This window comes from Psychrobacter sp. DAB_AL62B (genome assembly GCF_028895345.1).
Classification (GTDB): Bacteria; Pseudomonadota; Gammaproteobacteria; order Pseudomonadales; family Moraxellaceae; genus Psychrobacter.
Genome location: NZ_SAXC01000008.1, coordinates 95114 through 115057, shown reverse-complemented (window position 1 = coordinate 115057; position 19944 = coordinate 95114). Strand labels below are relative to the sequence as shown.

Below are 19944 nucleotides of genomic sequence, written 5' to 3'. Positions count from 1 at the left end.
CTTATACGTTAGCTGCCGAAGGTTTATCAACACTAGGTTCATGATCCGTTGGGTCAGCGATATCTACAGGCTTTCCTTCTGGCATCTTAAGTGTTTTATAAACGTTATATGCCATCACAAACATACCCGATACATACAGTAAGCCACCAAAGGCACGACCAATATATGGGAAATGTGAGAACTCAACCGTATCAACGAAGCTATATACTAAAGTACCATCTGGATTGGTAGCAAGCCACATCATGCCTTGGCCAATACCTGAAATCCACATCGACACGATATAGAAGATAGTACCCGCTGTCGCCAACCAGAAATGCGTGGTGATTAAGCTGATTGAATACATTTTTGGCTTGTTATAGATACGTGGTAACAATACATATAACGAACCAATGGTAATCATACCAACCCAACCAAGTGCACCTGAGTGTACGTGACCGACTGTCCAATCCGTATTATGCGATAACGCATTGACGGTCTTAATTGACATCATTGGACCTTCAAAGGTCGACATTGCATAGAATGACAATGCCACAATCATAAAGCGAATGATCGGATCGGTACGTAATTTATCCCAACTGCCTGATAAAGTAAGTACACCGTTAATCATACCACCCCAAGATGGTGCAAATAGGATGATTGAGAATACCATTGCTAAAGACTGCGTCCAATCTGGAAGCGCTGAGTAATGCAAATGGTGACCACCAGCCCACATATAAGAGGCAATTAGTGCCCAAAAGTGAACGATAGACAAACGATAAGAATAAATAGGACGACCAATCTGTACCGGCACGAAGTAATACATCATTCCAAGGAACGCTGCCGTTAAGTAAAAACCTACCGCATTATGCCCGTACCACCACTGCACCATCGCATCGGTTGCACCGCCAAATAATGAATAAGATTTAAACGCACTAACAGGAATAGCCATACTGTTTACGATATGCAGTAGTGCAATCGTAATAATAAAGGCTGCAAAGAACCAGTTAGCCACATAAATATGTGAGGTCTTACGTTTGATGAGCGTACCAAAGAAAACGATGGCATAAGAAATCCATACCAAGGCAATCAAGATATCGATTGGCCACTCCATCTCAGCGTATTCTCTGGTCGTAGTTAAACCTAGAGGAAGCGTAATCACTGCTGACACGATAACCGCTTGCCAACCCCAAAAGGTAAACCAAGCTAAGTAAGGGGCAAATAATCTTGTCTTACACGTACGTTGAACGATGTAGTAAGACGTTGCGAACAAAGCACTACCACCGAATGCAAAAATAACCGCATTGGTATGCAGTGGTCTTAGACGACTAAATGTCAACCATGGAATGTCAAAGTTGAGTGCTGGCCATGCTAACTGTGAAGCAATGAACACGCCAAGACTCATGCCGATGATGCCCCAAACTACGGCCATTATCGTAAAGAATCTTACGACAGTAATTTCGTACTCACGGTCAACTGGGGCGACTGCTGTGTTTTGTAAACTCATTGGATGATTCCTTTACAGCCCGAATTATCAACAGAATTAACTAACTCTCCGCGGCATCTGTATTATATAAAAATAAATAACCAGATAAGGATTGCGGTACATGCTGTTTTTTGACTTATCTTATCAGGCTGACGTTATTAACTATCAAGCTAAGCTTTCGCTAGGTATCTGCTGCTGATGGGCAGAGAACAGCGCTAAAAATGCACGGCGCTCACAGCTAGTCGATAGTAGGATTGTTAATAAAATGTCAGGTTTAATAAGAAAGTATGCCTTCCTTGAGCATCAAACATCTATTGAGGCGAAGTATTTATCTTCATTATTACTGATAAAAAAAGTACTAACGAAGATAAATACTGATATTCAACTGGTGATAAAAAACTTATCGACCATCAATGTATGCTAGCGGCGGCTGACAAAAAAACATGTTTACGTAATGTTTAGTTAAAACTCCCGACTCTGTTTAAGGGTATTGTAACGCAAACCTAATAAAATATCATCAGAACTATGCGCCAAAATACAAACTCTTTGGTAAAAATATTAGCAAGCAACTTATTATTGCTGCACTATCCACCTATTTTATACCCAATCTTCATACTATTCTAGGGGTGAAAAAATATACTGCTAACAAGGTTAAAAAACAAATTATTAACAAGGTTTTGTAACAATTGCAGTGCTAGCGCTACAAATAGGTTTTACTTATTATGAAGTCGCATCTTATAATAAGACTGAGTATGGCAAGTAATAGAGTGTTTTTGACATTAATGTTAATAACACTTTGATCATTTAAATAGCGGTCAGGCTAGGGTTATAAACAGCATTAGCCTACCATAATAAGTATTAAGGATAATAATATGGCAGTTTTTTTGACAGATGAGTGGTTCGATCAAGTTGAACAGATGGGTAACGAGGCCGGTGAGTTAAATTTACCACCTGCGCTGGCTAATATGGTTGTTAATCTCAAAGTATCTGACGCCGAACAAGATATCGAAGCCAGTTTCGCGGATGGTTTATTACATCGCGGCTTAAATGACGCGGCAACGACCACCTTGTTGCTTGATCGCAGCATTTTACAGTCGATCATCACAGATTTCGATACCAATGAGATCATGGGCGCGTTTATGGGTGGTAAAATCCGTGTCGAAGGTGATATGTCACAATTGATGGCGGTACAAACTGCCCGTCCAAGTGCTGAGCAAAAAGAGCTTTATAGCCGTATTAAGTCAATGACCACGATGGCTTAATTTTTTATTGATTTACTTATGTCTAGCTGAATACAAAAAAGCCCCTAATGGATATATTAGGGGCTTTTTATTTGAGCGTTCAACCTGATTTTGAGCGCCCGTTAAATTCTAAAATGAGCTGCTCAAAGCTGACTAGCTGGCTTTTGATTGTTGTGCAGCCGCTTGTGGTTTCTGATTTTCTTTATAAATAGCAGCTTGTAGCCAAACATTCGCTTGCACATAATCATGAACTTTAATAGAGGCAGTCTCTGGCGTTTTGAGCGCGCCAATACGCACCACAAATGGATCGGCATCTTGCTCACGTAATATTACGACATCAAATAAAATGATTGGCTTACCATTGAATAGCGTGTCCTGCTTGCCAAGCACCTGACCTTGACACCATGCTTCGTCTTCTTGTCCCAAGGTGTCGCCAAATAGATAGGCACACATGTGGCCCAAATTGATCTCTACTGGTGCCATTTGTTCTTTGGTTTCTGGCTGCCACTCTTTGATCTGCTCTTGTAAATCGTCGGGTATTTTTCCGTCATTGGCAGCGACAATATCATTAAAGGCACGGTGATAGCGGATAGACTCTTGGTCTTCCACCATAATCACCTCGTTTTGTTCACTTAGCTTAATCTCATGCGCCCAAGCACTAAGATTGACGAAATAAGCCATATCTTGCTGATACAAATGACGGTTGGCGGTATAAAGTTGATCAAAAGCATAAATAATACTACCGTCAGTCGTGCGTAAGCGTAGTACCGCATCGTGTGAGTTGTCATTGACAATCATACGTTCGATTTTACATGTCAATCCATAGGGGCTATCAACACAAGGATAAGCATTGATAAAACATTCAGGCTTACCATCTTTCATGGCCAGTACTTGATTGATGTGGCAAGGCTGGTCTTCAGATAGGAGCAAGCAGCTGTCTTTTGCGGCACTGACGCTGGTATTGAGTCCTTTAGGCATTGCGGCCTGCTCAATCATCTTCTGTAACCATTCTGGTACATCATGACTCATGTCATCGGTCAAAATACGCCAATGATCAGCATGACCTGCGGACTGCTCGTCAGTTAAAGTGATTTTGGTGGGAGATTGGATGTTTTTATATTGGTAATTAATAGTCATGAATATACTCAAACTTAAGTCAGCCATGAGGTTTGGATCTGAAACTGTGATTGCTGACTACCATGCAACATCTTAGATGGTTGGTTTATGATAGCTCGCAATGTCGTCAGTAAAGAGGCAACAAACAACAATGATGGGTTAATGACAATTGTCCTTAGCCTACAATATATAGGTATAGAAGCAAAGAATAGCAAGTCCCTCATGAAAAATAATAATAAAACCTAATTTTTTATTAAAAAATCTGGGCAGTTTGCGCGAATGACTGGCACATATAAGCCGAATTGTGTCAAACTAGCTCCCTTTTGACAGCCGCATTTGGCTTGTCTTATACCCTGTTTTTGTGTTCGATTGATATGTTTCTGTGGCAGGTGCAAAATGTTGATGCCGCTGCCGCTATTTGTTTTGTAACATATATAAAGTCGCACGTAGATAAGATAAAGAGTTTGAATATGTTTCGTCCTTTAGCGTTATTTATCGGCTTACGGTACACCCGAGCAGAGCGTAGTAATGGTTTTATCTCCTTTATATCTCTAATCTCGATGATTGGTTTGACTCTTGGCGTGGCAGTATTGATTACGGTACTATCGGTCATGAATGGCTTCGATCGTGAGCTAAAAACTCGTATTTTGGGTATGGTGCCGCAAGCGACTGTCACTTCAACCGAGATTATTGGTGATTGGAAACAAATAGCGGATAAGATTAAAGAAGATCCAGAAGTCGCCGCTGTTGCACCTTTCATTCAGTTGCAAGGTATGCTGACCTCAAATGGTCAAGTGGCAGGAATTATGGTCACAGGCGTTGACCCTGAGTATGAAAAAAATGTTTCCATCATCAACGAACACATGGTGGAAGGGAGCATTGATACGCTACAAAATGGCGAGTTCAGTATTGTGCTAGGCGAAGGGATGGTGCAATCTTTGGGTTTGCAATTGGGCGACAAAGTGACTTTAGTGCTGCCAGAAGCATCGCCATCACCTGCAGGCGTGATACCGCGCTTTAAGCGTTTTACCTTAACCGGAATATTTACCATCAGTCCAGAAGTGGACAGTCTCATGGCATTTATTCCGATGGGTGACGCTGCAAAATTACTGCGACTCCCAGATGGGGCGCAGGGTATCCGTATGAAGCTTGATGATATCTTTAATGCACCGATGGCGGCGCAAAAAGCCGCAGCGATTGCCCCTGAACAGTTGTATCCTAGCGATTGGACACAAACGCACGGTAATCTGTTTGGTGCCATTCAGATGGAAAAAGCAATGGTAGGGTTGCTGCTGTTTTTAATTATCCTAGTTGCTGCTTTTAATATTGTTTCAAGTTTGGTCATGTTGGTCACCGATAAAAAAGCGGATATCGCTATCTTAAAAACTTTTGGCGCGTCCCCTCGTTTGATTACTCAGGTCTTTATGGTTCAGGGTATAGTCATCGGTTTTATCGGAACGATTGCTGGCACGATATTGGGCGTGATATTTGCGTTGACGGTCAGTGGTATTTTGGGCTTTATCAACCAAAGCTTTGGTCTAAATTTATTTGATGCTTATTTTGTTAATTATCTGCCATCGCAGCTGCGCTTGACAGATGTGGTGCTGATTACGAGCGCGTCATTTGTGTTGAGCTTTTTGGCAACTATTTATCCAGCACGCCGAGCGGCTAAGATCCAGCCTGCGCAAACGCTGCGTTACGAGTAATATAAAGGCGTAAATGCCACTATAAATAAAATAAAGGAAGCATTATGTCTGCGATTTTAAAAGCGATTAATATCAATAAGATATATGATGAAGGCGCCGTCAGTACACAAGTATTGACAGGTTTAGATTTGACCGTCAATGCCGGTGAGCGTATCGCTATTGTTGGAACCAGTGGGTCAGGAAAAAGTACCTTGCTACACCTGCTAGGTGGACTTGATATGCCGACTAGCGGCGAAGTTTGGCTGCATGGTCAGTTATTAAATAATATGAATGAGACTGAACGTGGGGCGATGCGTAATAAGCACTTAGGATTTATTTATCAGTTTCATCATCTATTGGCTGAATTTACTGCCATTGAGAACGTGGCTATGCCGTTATTGATGCGCCCAAAAGTATCGACGACTGAAGCGCGTCAACAAGCGATTGATATCTTAAATAGTGTCGGTCTTGAGCATCGCTTGGCACATAGACCTGGTGAATTATCAGGAGGTGAGCGTCAGCGCGTGGCTATTGCCCGTGCCTTGGTCACCAAACCATCGCTTATTTTGGCAGATGAGCCAACTGGTAACTTAGATTATGACAATGCACAAAGCGTTTTTGGTCTGTTATCAGAGCTACAAAGTACAATGAAAACGGCGCTGTTGATGGTGACGCATGATCGCAATTTGGCCGCGCTGGCTGATCGTCAGCTGCTATTGCGTAATGGTCATTGGGAAGATTATTAAATAGTGTGCTTTTAATAAGGTAAGTAATTGCCAGCGCGCTAAGTGTTTTATGTTAAATGCTACTGAGCAGTATGTTTTTATGCTTAGACTTTTAATAAAAAATAAGATAAAAAAGAGGCTGCAAAATAGCAGCCTTTTTATTTAATGAGGATTGATGTTATGAATAAAGATGACGACCCGATTGCGGCTTTTGGTAGTATTGAAGAGGGTGATGAGCCATTAAAGGCTTATATGGATCCAACACTATTTGATACGATTGAAAAGCAGGCGCAAATAGAGCTGCTGACTCCTGTTTTTGATAGCATTACTTTAGCCGGTGTTGATTTCGATTTAAAAGCTCAGGATAGCGCAACAGGCAAGCGCTACATATTACTTAAAGATGAGGCAGTGGTTGATGTTTTTGTGATGGATACCAACCTTACCAATAATATTCTGAACACGATAGAGAAACATAAAGAAGACGATTTATAGGTTTGGATGACGATACCGGCTACCACTTTATATTACAGTAGCTGATTAAGGTTTAGGTGGTTTATCGGAGGAGTTACTCTGACGTTTCTGCCAAGTGGTCACAGTTTTATAACGCCAGATCGCTTTAAATGCTAAGCCGCATACAATACTGGTAATAATGGCTAGAATGGTGATACCTAAAGAAAAAGCCGATATTGATACGGTGCCTTTATAAGTAATAAATGGATTGGCGCCGTCTGACAATGCCCATAAGCTAAAATCAGCAATCATCCTGCCAATAAGCCGTAGACTAATCATCGGTACGTCAAGGATTTTGGCGCCAATATAATAAGCGGCATAAAAGATAGGTAAGCTGGTGAGCGGATTGGTAATCCATGTCAGACCGAGCGCCATTGGTACATTAGCACGAAAAATAAGCGCGCCGATTAATGCCAATAACATTTGTCCTGGTAGTGGAAAAAATGCGCTAAGCACGCCAATATAAACCGCTTTGTTCAAGCTATGCCGATTAAAATGCCACAAACGCGGGTCAGCAAGTTGCGGCGCAAATAGTTTTAATGTGCGACTTTCTAAAATTTGTTCAGGGGTAGGGAGCAAGTCTTGCAGACGTTTTTTTGGCACAGAATCGCCTTCGATCGTTATCTACAGCCCGCTCAATCATATTGATAGGCTAGTATGCAGTAATATTGTTAATAAAAAATACGGATAAGGATGTTATCAGAAAAACAGGATAATAATGTTGGATAATCACGATCGCAGTATGTGTCATCAGTATAGGGTAATATCAGTATAAATACCATTGCTCGATATAGCGGTTTTTATGGCTAAGGTAAGAATAACGGAACAACCCAATTCTTTATTTATGCTAATAAGAATGTTGTTCTTAGACATAATTTAACATTCAGAATATCAAGCAAGGAGCGCTGGTGTACTGGTTAATTGGTAGCTTTATCATCATCGCTATGATGGGTGTTTTGGCAGTTGCTGATAGTATGGCGCTGCCAATTAATCCGTGGTTAATGGATATCGTAAATACTCCTATTCTATCTTTATCACTCATTTTTCTTGTCATTATTCTGCTGGTTATTAGCCAATTCAATATACCTTTCGTCAATAGTGTAAGCCCTTCTCGCCATTCATCTCGTTACTCTCAGCTTGCTGCTCGTATCGCCACTCATATCTTAGTCGCCATATTAGCAATCGGACTGGTTATTGGAAGTGCGCTGCAAGCCTTAGTTAGCCATCAACAGGCAGAAGCCACAAAAATCATTGAGCCAATGCGTGTACAGGCTTTAGTTAGTATCGAGGGTATCAGTGATAGCGTCTATGATGCCACCACTGATAGTGGCTATCGGCAAGTAGCTACCATCAGTTACGTAACGCCATTGGTATCTGAGTTGACGGCGCAAGATTTAGATACAGTTTCAGAGAATTATAGGTCAGGGCTTAATAATAGCCTAAGCATGGATAAGGTAAATAACGATTATTTAAGTGAAAGTGATTTAAGCGTAAATAGTACCGAAAGTGTTGAATATCGTGTATTGCTCAATGCTTATCCGAAAAAATCAGTTAAACAGCCATTAAACAAGGCGTCTAACAAATCATCTAAAAAGTCATCTAAAAAACTATCTAAGCACACATCGAATAAAACAACTAAGCAAAATCAGATGATAGACTTAAATCATTTGCAGCCTGGTGATAAGCTATTTATGACCTTGACGCTTACGCCGCTTGCTACTTCTGAGCAAGCGCTAAACAATCCTTCAGGTTTTGATAGTTATCGATGGTTACGGGGTCGTCATATTGATGGGGTAGCCAATATACTGGCTACCAGTAGCTCGACTGTGGCGCTTAATGACTCAGCGTCGCTGGTAATATCTGATGATTCTTATCTAAAACGCTTACGTACTAGTATTGACCAAGGGCGTTGGCAGTTACGCCAACACTTTTATCAAGATTGGTCCGAAAATACTGCCGCAGAACAACAAGCGAAAGCAGTAACTTTAAGTTTGCTGACCGGCGATCGCAGTTTAATCAGTCGTGATACTAAAGATTTATATCAACTGGCAGGTATTTCGCACTTGTTGGCTATCTCAGGTACGCATGTTTTGTTTTTAGCAATTATGTTTGCAGGGGCTGTTGTACTATTGCTGAATCGTCTGTATCCAGCAGTATATCGTTATGTATCGCGCTGGCAAGTACGTTGGTGGGTGATGATTAGCGCTGCGTTTATTTATGCGTTATTTACTGGGTTTGATGTACCGGCTGCTCGTACTGCTTGGATGCTACTGGCCGTAGGTGTGGCAAGGCTCACTTTATTGTCCATCAGTACCATGCGCGTATTATTTGCACTGGCAGTGCTAATGGCATGGCGCGATCCTTATGTGTTATGGCAGGCAGGTTATTGGTTGTCCTTTATCGCCGTGGCGCTATTACTCAAATATGATGATACCTCACAGCAGCGTCAGCAATTACAATCAAGCCAATCACCTATCTTTACTCATAACTTTTCTCCGAATAGTCGCCCGCCGAATAATTCATCTCCAAACAACCTTTATAAAAACCGTCATGTGCTTACACCTATATGGATAGGCTTTAAACACCTATTTAAATTACAGTGTTGGCTATTTATCGCTCTACTGCCTGTGACTTTATTGTTGTTTGGTAAGGCATCGCTGTGGGGTCTGGTCATTAATCTATTTGCGATTGGCTTATTTGGCTGGATCATTGTACCGCTGAATCTGTTAGCAGGACTTTGCTATTTGATATTACCTCCTGTAGCAGAGGGTATTTGGACGCTTGTCATTGCAATGGTAAGTAGTTTACATGAGCTGATAGCATGGCTAACGGCATTGCCTGCGCTATCAGATGCGTGGCTATATACACCCGTCAATTTGGCGATTTTACTCATGGTATTACTAGCCATGTTGCCTTGGTTGGTGCCCCGCGGTCTGATCAGTCGTTGGTTAGCACTACCGCCGCTCAGCCTTTTAGTCATGACCGTATATGCCAATCAGCAATCACTAACTATGACCCCGAGCTTATATATTCTGCCAACGGGTGATCAATATATAAGTGCTTCTTTGTTACAGTATCCTGTCATCAATAACACGGATAAGAAAAGTGTCAGTTGGCTGTTTTTAGCCGACCATAGACCTATGGATGCAAGAACAATGCCCGGTAGTCTGACAGCAGATAAATTATCTGCCGCACTAGAGCAGCAATTGGGTAGCTTATCCGTTAATAAACTAGAGGGCATCGTAGTACAAAGCAGTCGTATTGGCGTGACTGATTCGCGCGCTTATGACAATACGCGCAATGCGATGAATCCCAAAGCCTCTGAGCTTTTACCAATGACAGTCGCTCAGCTAAGTCAGCGTTTACCGGTTAGCCAATATTGGCAAGCAGGGCGTAGTGAGCGTTGGTCTGCGCTTCAGGAAGCTTATAAAGTAGCTAATAACTCTCAAAGTGCTATGACTATCAGTGCCCAACACTGCGAATCAGGTAAAACATGGCAACTAGCGAACGGTGGTTTAACGTTGCAAGCAATTACAGGTTGGAGCAATATAGAGGATGCCAGTGTTTGGGACTGCACTGTTGCTATTGATAGCAGCAAACCTATAAGGGTGCTAAAGTATCATGCAAGTGATCCACTCAAGTCATTACCTGCTACTTTACAAACACTCACGTCAAACCGCCAACAACCGACTGACCAAGCACATACTTCTCAATCACGTCTGATTTTGAATACAGATACTCATCAGCGCGTCTGGCAAATGTGGTCATTAATGTGCTCGGCTGAGACAAAAAATACAAATGTAGCGATGAATCGCACGACATGGCTTGGTCACAGTACATCGCATATATCTGCTGATGTAATAAGCCGGCAACAAATACGTGAGATAATAACCTATGATGATAAGCCTTTAGAAGCTGCTTTATCTGTTAATGCTATTGCCGATACTGATACCTACATTAAGCCTTAGCCTTTATCTTGATAATATTGCCATTATAAAATGCGCGTATTTCACAGATCCGCTATTGAACCATGAGCGAAATGGCACCATACTTAGTAGCCTATTCATACAGAAATCTTGAACAGTAAGAAATATTAATTTTTGCTGTACATAGTTTCTATATCATCTCTTTTATCGTTTTACATTGTTTCTGACTTAGGAAGTTATATGCCCAACTGGCCACCAGACCCTAACAAACGTCCTGACAATTCGGCAAATCAGCCAGTGCCGATGCAGCAGTCAAGCCAGCCGAGCGGACAAGAATGGCGACTGATTGAAAATACTTTACTAGCTAGTGTGGTCGAGCAACGTCGCGCACGTCGCTGGAGTATTTTCTTTAAGCTATTGACCTTTGGTTATATTCTATTGATATTTTTGACGATCGGTCGTAGTTGCAGCACTGAAACAGCATCTGGTCTTGATGGTATCGATACCAGCAAGCCACATTTAGCAGTGGTTGAGCTACAAGGAACAATTAGTAGTGGTGATGTCGCCAATGCTTATGATGTCAATGACGCCTTAACTCGCGCTTTTAAAAACAGTAATTCAAAAGCGGTGGCTCTAGATATTAACTCACCGGGTGGCTCTCCCGTACAGTCTGACGAAATCTGGCAAACCATGATGGACTTACGTAAAGAGTATCCCGATAAAAAGCTTTATGCGGTGATTGGTGATATTGGTGCTTCTGGCGCTTATTATATCGCTTCAGCTGCTGATGAAATTTATGTCAATCCATCAAGCTTGGTTGGTTCGATTGGGGTTATTATGCCAAGCTATAATATAGAAGGCTTAATGGATAAGGTCGGCGTAGAAGATCGCACCATTACTGCTGGCGAGTACAAAGATATTTTAAGCTTGTCACGTCCACTCACTGATTACGAAGAAAAGCACGTCGAAAAAGTGCTGGCCAATACGCATAAACACTTTATCGATGCAGTGAAAGAAGGTCGCGGCGATCGTCTAAAAAATCCTGAACAGAATAAGTTGTTTTCAGGGCTATTTTGGACTGGAGAGCAATCTATCGCACTCGGTCTAGCAGATAAAAAGGGTAGTATCTCAAGCTTAGAAAAGCAGTTAAAACTTGATAATGTGGTCAATTATACCCCAACTGATCCGTTCAGCTTATTTATGGATCGCTTTGCGGTTAAATTGGGCGCAGGCGTTGGTTCAAGTATCAATCTTGATGTGTTACCACAACAAGAGGGTAATGCGCAGATGCGTTAATGACTTTATGTTTTAGATTTAATGTGTATGATTGTTGAGGCTGAGCGTATTATTATGCTCAGCCTTAATTGTATCTCATATTCAATTATTATAAAAAATATACCAAATATCTATTTAAATTAATGAGAGCCTGTCATGAATGGAATCAACTTGCAAACCTTTGCTGCGCTACCTGTATCTAAAATAACACAAAAGCCAGTCATTCATTTTGCCCATGCTAATGGGATGCCAAGTGCAGTCTACCAGCCTTTTTTTGAGAATTTAGCGGAATTTTTTACGATTGAATATATTGCTATGCTGGGTAACACCCCTGATTATCCCGTCGATGATCATTGGCGCAGTCTCACACAGCAAGTTATTGATAGTGTTAAAAATACCTGTGAGAAGCATGGTGTCACCCAAGTGGTAGGCGTTGGTCATTCGCTCGGTGCTATGTGTACCTTGCAGGCGCTATATCGCGCCCCAGAATACTTTGCTCAAGCGGTGCTCATGGATCCACCTTGGATTTATGGCAAAGTCAGTTTCCTATGGCATCTTGCTAAAACTGCAGATCGATTACCAATGATGAATAATCGCTTGATGGATAAGTTATCACCAGCTGGGGTGTCTAAGCATCGCCGTGACGTTTGGGATAGCCGAGAAGATGCGTATGATAAAATGCGCCATAAAGGGTTTTTCAAAAATTTTGATGAGCGCAGTTTTCAGGGCTATATCGAGCATGGTTTACATGAGCGCGCTGATGGCAAGGTGACACTCGCCATCCCCAAAGAAAGTGAAGTTGCGGTCTTTCGAACCAATCCATCGTGGTATTGGCTGAGCCCAAATCGTGCTCCTAAGCCAGCCGTTACTCTGATTATTGGCAAGGACAGTGTGTTTTTGAAGAGCCGCTTCCCGCAGCAAATAAAGTCACGCTTGGATATTCCATATGAAACTCATGCAGGCGGTCATATGTTTCCACTTGAGCATCCAGAATCTGTATCACTGCAAGTATTAGCGTTGATAAAACAACAATTGCCAGCTTGAGTTACGACGTTATGCTAAAGCCAAATCCAACGATGACTGTAAATAACGACTCTGATTCACCGTCTAACCATTCGCCATTATTTTCGCGCTTAGGCACCTTGCTACTTGTCATAGGAATGGTGGTTACGTTTTTTATTAGTCAATTAATAGGCGTTTATATCGCTGGCAAACTATTATTGCCTGCCGCTAAAAATGCAAGCGTAGGCGATATTTTCTTGTTTGGTAGTAATGATGGAACGGTGGTCAGTATTTCTATCATTATAGGCTGTCTACTATTAGTGGCAATCAGCATTTTAATCATTCGCTTAAGAGGAGGTGATTTACGCCAGTATTTGGCGTTAAAGCCGTTTTCATTAGCGGTTGGCGTGGGCATGATAGGACTGCTGTTGATATTTATGATTGGCAGTCAGGCATTAACATACTGGATTGATGCGTCGCCGCTAGCGTTTGTAGACCCTTTATATCAGTCTGTGAGCTCAGTGTGGTTACTGGTTTTTGCGATGGTCATTGTTGCGCCACTTTATGAAGAGCTAGTATTTCGTGGCATATTATGGTCAGCCATTGCAGAGCAATTCTCTAGCTCATTATATTCCGAGCATCGCGGGGCGATAGTTGCGAGTTTTGTGACCAGTTTGATATTTGCTGTCATTCACTTGCAATATGGCATTTATGAGATAAGTACCATTGTGGTACTGGCGTTGATCTTCTGCTATGCGCGTATCAAATCAGGCTCGTTATGGCTGCCAATATTATTGCATATTATAAATAATGGCGCGGCTATGGGGCAATATTTAGCGCAAGTTGCATAAAGCAATAACGGCTGTTCGCGCATACTTAACAGCCATTATTTCATATTATAAATTCAGCTAAGCATCAGGGTTTAATAGTAAAACCTCATCCGCAGCGCGTTTGATATCGTCAATCGTCAAGTGCGGTTTACCACTCAACGCCTGTCGCCATTTTCGTGCACCCGTCAGCCCTTGGAACAATCCTAAATAATGCCGTGTCATCGTTGGCAGCACTTCACCTTTAGCCATTTGCTCTTCTAAATAAGGATAGAGCTGCGCCAAAATATCTGAGCGTTTAGGTGCTGGCTCGCCCCATAAGCTATTGGCTTCTGCTAATAAGTAAGGGTTATGGTAAAACGCTCGTCCAATCATCACGCCGTCTATATGCTGCAAATGTGTGGCAATATCAGCGACCGTCTCGATACCACCATTAATCTCGATATCAAGCGCTGGAAAATCTTGTTTAAGACGGTAAACATCCTCATAGCGCAGCGGCGGTATCTCGCGATTTTGCTTCGGACTTAAGCCTTGTAGCCACGCGGTACGCGCATGAACGATGAATCTTGTACAACCGGCTGCCGCCACCGTTTGCACAAAATCTGCCATAAACTCGTAACTGTCAAAATCATCGATACCAATACGGTGTTTAACTGTCACTGGAATATCGACCGCCGCTTGCATGTGTTTCACTAAATCTGCAACTGTATTGGGCTCCGCCATGAGGCAGGCACCAATCTTATTATGTTGTACGCGGTCAGATGGACAACCAACGTTGATATTGACCTCGTCATAGCCATGCTGCTGAGCGAATTCGGCGCACTGGGTCATCTCAGCGATATCTGCCCCACCAAGTTGCAGCACCAGCGGGTGCTCAAGCGTATCAAAGCGTAGATGCCGCGCACGATTACCGTGTATGAGTGCACCTGTACTAATCATTTCGGTATACAGATAGACATGTGGATTAAAGAGGCGAGCAAAATAACGGTAATCTGTGGTGGTCCAATCGATCATGGGCGCGACTGAGAGGCGCTTGTTGGTCATATCAACCATGGTTGTTAAGCCTTAATTTTCTAAGAGGGTTTTTAAGTGTGTTCTTCAAGTGTGGTTTTCAATTAATTAGATTGTATGTGGCGATGCTAGATGACGACTGTATAAGGCGCAATGGTTCAACTACGCATTGCACCTTATGGTTAATCTATAAGTTCATTCTATATAAGTAAAAGGGTCACTAAGTCAGACAGTAAGAGAACCCAATAGCAGGCAAGTAGAATACCCTTTACCTAAATGACTTCATCAATTTTTTTGAATTCAGGCAAGTTATAAAAATAAAGTCCCATTATTATTCCAATAAAACCGATGAACGCGATATAGAGGGCGGGTGAAAAACTCACATATAGAGTGGCATAACCCAACCCAAAAGGTACCAATACACCTACAATGCCGTAGGCGATATTATAACAAAAAGCCATTCCTGTTAGGCGTACATTGGTTGGAAATAATTGCACAAGGATAGCGGGTATCATACCAACGATGCCAGCACAAAATCCCAAAAGGGCATACATAATTAGGATGTAGTCGCCACTTGCTTGCAGATGATAAAAAAAGGCAAACATTTGGGCGATTAATAAGATAGAACCTATCGTCAAAATTTTGCCAAAATTTTGGTGGTTAGAGATGATGCCATAAAAGACACAGCCAAAAATCATAAAGACAATGCCTAGGCTGTGTGAAAAACCAAATAAATCACTGTCTAATGTAAAGCGTAATTCAATTAAATCAGGTAGCAAGAGCACGACGACGGTCGTTATACTAGAAACAATTAGGGCTAAAACCATGCCAATAAATATGGAATGCTTACAATGCTTAAAAAGAAGGGTAAATGGTTTAGCAACATACTCTTTCGGTTTTGAGTTTTTCATTTGAGCAAAAAACGGTGATTCATCTATCCATCGCCATCCTAATAACGGCAAGACACTGAGGATGGCTGCAACAAAAAACGGTATGCGCCAGCCATAATCAGCAAGTTGGTCAACGGTCATCGAATTGCTTAACCAAAGAAAAAAAGCATTAGAGAATAATACACCTGTAAAAAAACTGGCGGTGACATAACTACAGCCCACTGATAGGTATTGGCGCGGTACATGCTCAGCTACGAAAACCCAAGCAAGCGGTACATAAAGACCAAATGCCATCCCTTGTATCAGTCGTAATATAATAAATAAAGCCGGCGCAATCAATCCCAGTTGTGCATAAGTAGGCAAGCAAGCCATAGCTAATACACTGCCAGCAGTAACCAAAATACTGATTAATAGCATGGGTTTGCGACCTTTGATATCACCATAACGACCAAAGATGACGCCGCCAAGTGGGCGCGCCAAATAACCAATGGCAAACAGTACAAGCCCCTGTATTTTTATAGTAGCAGGATCGGTAATAGCAGGAAAAAAAGAGGCGGCAATAATATCTGCGAGGTATAAGTAAATCAAAAAATCAAAGAACGCGATTGCGCCGCTGAAGCAGATAAACAGTACTGTATTTCTGTCTTTAGAGGACATTAGTGCATATTCAGAACGAGAGGGCATAATAGGTCGCGCATCCACATATGAGAGTATTTGTTAAAAAGGTCATTATATAGATAACCAGCTATAATAAAAAACGACAAATCAGTATTAATAAATAATGATTTGCCGAAAAAATAAAAGTTATTGAGCTGAGAGGTTTGAAAAGCAAGCACTTAAATTAAGAGCATTCAAGTGCGTGTTATTGATTTAAATATTATCAGATATTGATTTAAAGCTTATCAGATAAAGTTATGACTATTATAACAGCCAATCGATCGGTAACCATGACATGATAGTAAGCCAAACATGGTCGCTCACATCGACGCGCGGCTCTGAATCGTAAATCACTTTTTTATCATCTTCAATGGTATGCCACTGTAAATTGCCATTATCTTGTAATTTAACCTCATAAGCTTGGCTTAATAAGTCGTCGCTCAACGCATCATGTAACTGGGTGGCAAGTTGATCATCATTGATAATCACCCCCATCTCAGTATTGATATTAGCGGAGCGAGGGTCAACATTATAGGAACCAATGAATACTTGATAATCATCTACCGCAAAAGCCTTGGCATGTAGGCTGGTTGATGATTGACTGCGTGCTTTCCAGAGTTTGTTTTCGCGTTTTTCTTCACCAGCGGTCGCTTTTAGCTCATAGATTTTGACCCCAGCGCGCAGTAAGCTAGGACGCCATTGGCTATAACCAGAATGTACAGCCGTGACATCGGTTGCATCAAATGAATTGGTCAAAATTTTGATATCGATACCAGATTCGGCTAATTCTACCAGCGTATTGACACCGTCTTTGGTCGGTACAAAGTAAGAAGATATAATGGTCAGTTTTTTTGATGGGCTACCTAATAGAGTGCGTAGCTGATGAACCAAGTTGGTGTCCGCTGGCACCGTTTTGGTTAATTTACCCACGTCATCACTTAAAAACTGCATATCCGTCCAGCGAAAGGGCACACGCTTATTGATTAAATCTGTATCAATAGAAGAGTCATCAATCGCAGTCTTATAAATCGCTAAGCTACTTTTATTGTTATTTTTCTCATCTGCTCTTAACTTATCTAATCCTTCTAAGAAGTCAGTTGTTTCTCTTTTATCGAGTTTGGCTAAGGTTTCGATATCAAATGATATCGGTGCCGACCAGTAATCGGCAAAACTATTATCTATATCTGCCACCACTTTACCAATCAGTAAAACATCCAAATCAGCAAACTGACTATTTTTATCGTTGCTAAGGTATTCATCGCCAATATTACGCCCACCAATGATGGTGATTTGCTTATCAAAAATCATGCTTTTATTGTGCATGCGTCTATTGATACGAGGTAGGCCTGTTAGATAGTTCAAGGTCTGAAATTTACGATACATCAATGGATTGATGATACGTACGGCGATATTGGGGTGACTGGAAAAACGTAATAAATGCTGATCGAACTTAGCATTATTATTAAAATCATCCAGTAATAGACGAACAATGACCCCGCGCTCAGCAGCATCCCATAAGTCTTTTAGCATCAGCTGACCCGCCTGATCATCATGCCAAATATAATATTGTGCATCGATATTGCGTGTCGCCATGCCGGTCAAAATACTGCGTGAGGCAAAAGCGTTGGCGCCGGTTACGATCGGATGGTAGCCTGACAAATCGGGGTGAATGTCGTTTTGTTCACTGATGGCCGCAACCAAATCAATACTATCCGTGTTTGAGTTGGTAATACTCGTACCGTTATCCAAACGCTTTATTTGAACCCTATCTGATTTTTTATTGTCTTGTTGGTATAACGCTTCAACACGTGCCGATAGTGCTTGGCTCTCAGGTAAATGCGGCTGCTTTGGTAGAATTTGGCATCCACTAAGACATAAAGTCAGGCCGAGTGTCAGACTCAACGATAAGTTGCTTGGTTCTATAGTGAACATCGACATAAATAAGTTACCTTAGTGAGCCTTAATATAATAAAAATTTGCCGAAAAACGTGCGTGAGCTTTGTGACGGTTTTGCAGATGACAATACTAATGACAACACTGATTATGAGGCATAGGATAATATCAGCCCAAGGTAGATTTTAAATGGCCGCTAAGTTTATCAGTTGTCGGCAGCTGTGCCTATTATAAATACGTTGTTTTTGTTAGATGTAGCCTTGGTGATTTCTTTCATATCGTCTTAATCAACAGGTCGATCGCTATTCAAAAATAATATGTAGTGAGTATCTGAAACCAGCTGTTTGGAATAAGTTGACATGATATGATAACGAGAATAAATGATGTTTATAATCAACAATAAGCCGTATTTTTAATAATAACCAGTGCAATGGAAACATTATGAGTCAGTCGCAAGTGGATAGTGAAAGCAATTTGAATACATTAGATCCAAACTGGCGCGATGATGCGCTAAATTTAGAACTCGATTATGGCATGCAAACCATTGCTGTGCGTGCAGGACAGCATCGTACCGATGAGGGCGAACACTCAGAAGCTATATTTACCACCAGCTCTTACGTCTATCACTCAGCAGCTGATGCTGCCGCCCATTTTGATGGCACAAAAACTGGCAACGTCTATTCGCGCCATACCAATCCAAGTGTACGTACCTTTGAACGTCGTTTAGCAGCGCTTGAAAACGGTGAGCGCGCGGTTGCCACGGCTTCGGGTATGGGTGCGATTTTGACCATGTGCTTGGCGTATTTAAAAGCTGGCGATCATCTACTGGCTGCCAATCAATTATTTGGCTCATCTATTGGTCTGTTTAATAACTATATGGCTAAGTTTGGCGTTGAAGTCAGTTACGTTGACTGCTTCGACAATGACGCATGGTCAAAGGCTGTTCAACCAAATACCAAGGTTATTTATTGCGAAAGCCCAAGTAATCCATTGGCGCAGATTTGTGATATCGGTTATTTAAGTCAACTATGTAAAGCCAATGACATACTATTGGTGGTTGATAACTGTTTTGCGACACCTGCATTGCAACGTCCACTCGATTTGGGTGCTGATGTGGTGATTCATTCTGCGACCAAATACTTAGATGGCCAAGGTCGAGTGTTGGGCGGCGCGCTGGTCGGCAGCGACAAACTAATGCAAGAAGCCTTTACCGTGATACGCTCAGGCGGTATCAGCATGAGTCCATTTAATGCATGGGTGTTTACCAAAGGGCTTGAGACGCTTAAGTTGCGCATGCAGGCGCATTGTGCCAATGCCAATCAGGTAGCTGATTTTTTAGTCAATCATCCCAATGTTAGTATTGTGCATTTCTCAGGTTTGAGCGATCATCCCTCACATGAATTGACCAAACGCCAGCATCATATGAAAGATGGCTACGGCGCGATTATGGGCTTTGAAGTTAAAGCTACCGATAAACTTGATCCAAAAGCTGCTGCTTGGCATGTGATTGATTCAACGCAAATGGTCTCAATCACCAACAATTTAGGTGATGCCAAAACCACCATTACCCATCCTGCGACCACCACTCATTTTCGCCTGACGCCTGAAGCACGTGCGGAAGCTGGCGTTAAAGATGGTCTTATCCGTCTGTCAGTTGGTCTAGAAGATGTCGAAGATATCATCAAAGATTTGGCGCGTGGTTTAGACAGTTTGTAAAGATAACG

General features: G+C 41.8%; 15 protein-coding genes. 9 read left to right on the top strand and 6 right to left on the bottom strand.

Annotated elements, in window-relative coordinates:
* Position 1 precedes the first annotated feature (1 nt).
* Positions 2-1483 carry a cytochrome-c oxidase, cbb3-type subunit I gene (ccoN, locus tag EPB74_RS10905; protein WP_079691304.1) on the bottom strand — a complete coding sequence of 494 codons (1482 nt, stop codon included), beginning with the start codon at positions 1481-1483 and terminating at the stop codon, positions 2-4.
* Between the two features lie 851 nt (positions 1484-2334).
* On the opposite strand from ccoN, the gene EPB74_RS10900 reads away from it, so the two are divergent.
* Positions 2335-2724, top strand: coding sequence for an SCP-2 sterol transfer family protein (locus EPB74_RS10900; protein ID WP_274904169.1), 390 nt, complete (start codon positions 2335-2337; stop codon positions 2722-2724).
* A gap of 132 nt (positions 2725-2856) precedes the next feature.
* Here EPB74_RS10900 and EPB74_RS10895 read toward each other — a convergent pair whose 3' ends face one another.
* A complete protein-coding gene (locus tag EPB74_RS10895; protein WP_274904168.1) occupies positions 2857-3840 on the bottom strand; it encodes a hypothetical protein in 984 nt (327 codons plus the stop codon).
* Positions 3841-4289: 449 nt separating this feature from the next.
* Here EPB74_RS10895 and EPB74_RS10890 point away from each other — a divergent pair, with 449 nt between their 5' ends.
* The 3 genes from EPB74_RS10890 to EPB74_RS10880 all read left to right on the top strand — a co-directional run bounded on the left by EPB74_RS10890 (position 4290) and on the right by EPB74_RS10880 (position 6721).
* Positions 4290-5525 (top strand): lipoprotein-releasing ABC transporter permease subunit, encoded by a 1236-nt coding sequence (locus tag EPB74_RS10890; RefSeq protein ID WP_274904167.1) that lies wholly within the window; start codon positions 4290-4292, stop codon positions 5523-5525.
* A 44-nt stretch (positions 5526-5569) separates the two neighbouring features.
* A complete protein-coding gene (gene lolD / locus EPB74_RS10885) occupies positions 5570-6250 on the top strand; it encodes a lipoprotein-releasing ABC transporter ATP-binding protein LolD (protein ID WP_079691307.1) in 681 nt (226 codons plus the stop codon).
* A 159-nt stretch (positions 6251-6409) separates the two neighbouring features.
* Positions 6410-6721: a hypothetical protein gene (locus tag EPB74_RS10880; RefSeq protein ID WP_274904166.1), complete on the top strand. Its 312-nt coding sequence runs from the start codon at positions 6410-6412 to the stop codon at positions 6719-6721.
* Positions 6722-6766: 45 nt separating this feature from the next.
* Here EPB74_RS10880 and EPB74_RS10875 read toward each other — a convergent pair whose 3' ends face one another.
* The gene (locus EPB74_RS10875; protein ID WP_227516741.1) at positions 6767-7342 is read right to left on the bottom strand and encodes a DUF2062 domain-containing protein; all 576 of its coding nucleotides are present in this window, start codon (positions 7340-7342) and stop codon (positions 6767-6769) included.
* Between the two features lie 305 nt (positions 7343-7647).
* Here EPB74_RS10875 and EPB74_RS10870 point away from each other — a divergent pair, with 305 nt between their 5' ends.
* The 4 genes from EPB74_RS10870 to EPB74_RS10855 all read left to right on the top strand — a co-directional run bounded on the left by EPB74_RS10870 (position 7648) and on the right by EPB74_RS10855 (position 13793).
* Positions 7648-10707 carry a ComEC/Rec2 family competence protein gene (locus EPB74_RS10870; RefSeq protein WP_274904165.1) on the top strand — a complete coding sequence of 1020 codons (3060 nt, stop codon included), beginning with the start codon at positions 7648-7650 and terminating at the stop codon, positions 10705-10707.
* Between the two features lie 198 nt (positions 10708-10905).
* Positions 10906-11961 (top strand): signal peptide peptidase SppA, encoded by a 1056-nt coding sequence (gene sppA, locus EPB74_RS10865; RefSeq protein ID WP_274904164.1) that lies wholly within the window; start codon positions 10906-10908, stop codon positions 11959-11961.
* Positions 11962-12096: 135 nt separating this feature from the next.
* A complete protein-coding gene (locus EPB74_RS10860) occupies positions 12097-12984 on the top strand; it encodes an alpha/beta fold hydrolase (RefSeq protein ID WP_274904163.1) in 888 nt (295 codons plus the stop codon).
* Between the two features lie 11 nt (positions 12985-12995).
* A complete protein-coding gene (locus EPB74_RS10855; protein WP_274904162.1) occupies positions 12996-13793 on the top strand; it encodes a CPBP family intramembrane glutamic endopeptidase in 798 nt (265 codons plus the stop codon).
* A 57-nt stretch (positions 13794-13850) separates the two neighbouring features.
* Here EPB74_RS10855 and dusA read toward each other — a convergent pair whose 3' ends face one another.
* The 3 genes from dusA to EPB74_RS10840 all read right to left on the bottom strand — a co-directional run bounded on the left by dusA (position 13851) and on the right by EPB74_RS10840 (position 18265).
* The gene (dusA, locus tag EPB74_RS10850) at positions 13851-14822 is read right to left on the bottom strand and encodes a tRNA dihydrouridine(20/20a) synthase DusA (RefSeq protein WP_274904161.1); all 972 of its coding nucleotides are present in this window, start codon (positions 14820-14822) and stop codon (positions 13851-13853) included.
* A gap of 230 nt (positions 14823-15052) precedes the next feature.
* The gene (locus tag EPB74_RS10845) at positions 15053-16354 is read right to left on the bottom strand and encodes an MFS transporter (RefSeq protein WP_274904160.1); all 1302 of its coding nucleotides are present in this window, start codon (positions 16352-16354) and stop codon (positions 15053-15055) included.
* A 237-nt stretch (positions 16355-16591) separates the two neighbouring features.
* Positions 16592-18265: a phospholipase D family protein gene (locus EPB74_RS10840; protein ID WP_274904159.1), complete on the bottom strand. Its 1674-nt coding sequence runs from the start codon at positions 18263-18265 to the stop codon at positions 16592-16594.
* A gap of 396 nt (positions 18266-18661) precedes the next feature.
* Between EPB74_RS10840 and EPB74_RS10835 the strand changes: the two genes are divergently transcribed.
* Positions 18662-19936 (top strand): O-succinylhomoserine sulfhydrylase, encoded by a 1275-nt coding sequence (locus tag EPB74_RS10835; RefSeq protein WP_274904158.1) that lies wholly within the window; start codon positions 18662-18664, stop codon positions 19934-19936.
* Positions 19937-19944: the final 8 nt, after the last annotated feature.

Coding starts and splice junctions, on each gene's coding strand:
- EPB74_RS10855 (WP_274904162.1), top strand. CDS start 12,996: ATGCTAAAGCCAAATCCAACGATGACTGTAAATAACGACTCTGATTCA.
- EPB74_RS10890 (WP_274904167.1), top strand. CDS start 4,290: ATGTTTCGTCCTTTAGCGTTATTTATCGGCTTACGGTACACCCGAGCA.
- ccoN (WP_079691304.1), bottom strand. CDS start 1,483: ATGAGTTTACAAAACACAGCAGTCGCCCCAGTTGACCGTGAGTACGAA.
- dusA (WP_274904161.1), bottom strand. CDS start 14,822: ATGGTTGATATGACCAACAAGCGCCTCTCAGTCGCGCCCATGATCGAT.
- EPB74_RS10860 (WP_274904163.1), top strand. CDS start 12,097: ATGAATGGAATCAACTTGCAAACCTTTGCTGCGCTACCTGTATCTAAA.
- EPB74_RS10835 (WP_274904158.1), top strand. CDS start 18,662: ATGAGTCAGTCGCAAGTGGATAGTGAAAGCAATTTGAATACATTAGAT.
- EPB74_RS10880 (WP_274904166.1), top strand. CDS start 6,410: ATGAATAAAGATGACGACCCGATTGCGGCTTTTGGTAGTATTGAAGAG.
- sppA (WP_274904164.1), top strand. CDS start 10,906: ATGCCCAACTGGCCACCAGACCCTAACAAACGTCCTGACAATTCGGCA.
- EPB74_RS10895 (WP_274904168.1), bottom strand. CDS start 3,840: ATGACTATTAATTACCAATATAAAAACATCCAATCTCCCACCAAAATC.
- EPB74_RS10845 (WP_274904160.1), bottom strand. CDS start 16,354: ATGCCCTCTCGTTCTGAATATGCACTAATGTCCTCTAAAGACAGAAAT.
- lolD (WP_079691307.1), top strand. CDS start 5,570: ATGTCTGCGATTTTAAAAGCGATTAATATCAATAAGATATATGATGAA.
- EPB74_RS10840 (WP_274904159.1), bottom strand. CDS start 18,265: ATGTCGATGTTCACTATAGAACCAAGCAACTTATCGTTGAGTCTGACA.
- EPB74_RS10900 (WP_274904169.1), top strand. CDS start 2,335: ATGGCAGTTTTTTTGACAGATGAGTGGTTCGATCAAGTTGAACAGATG.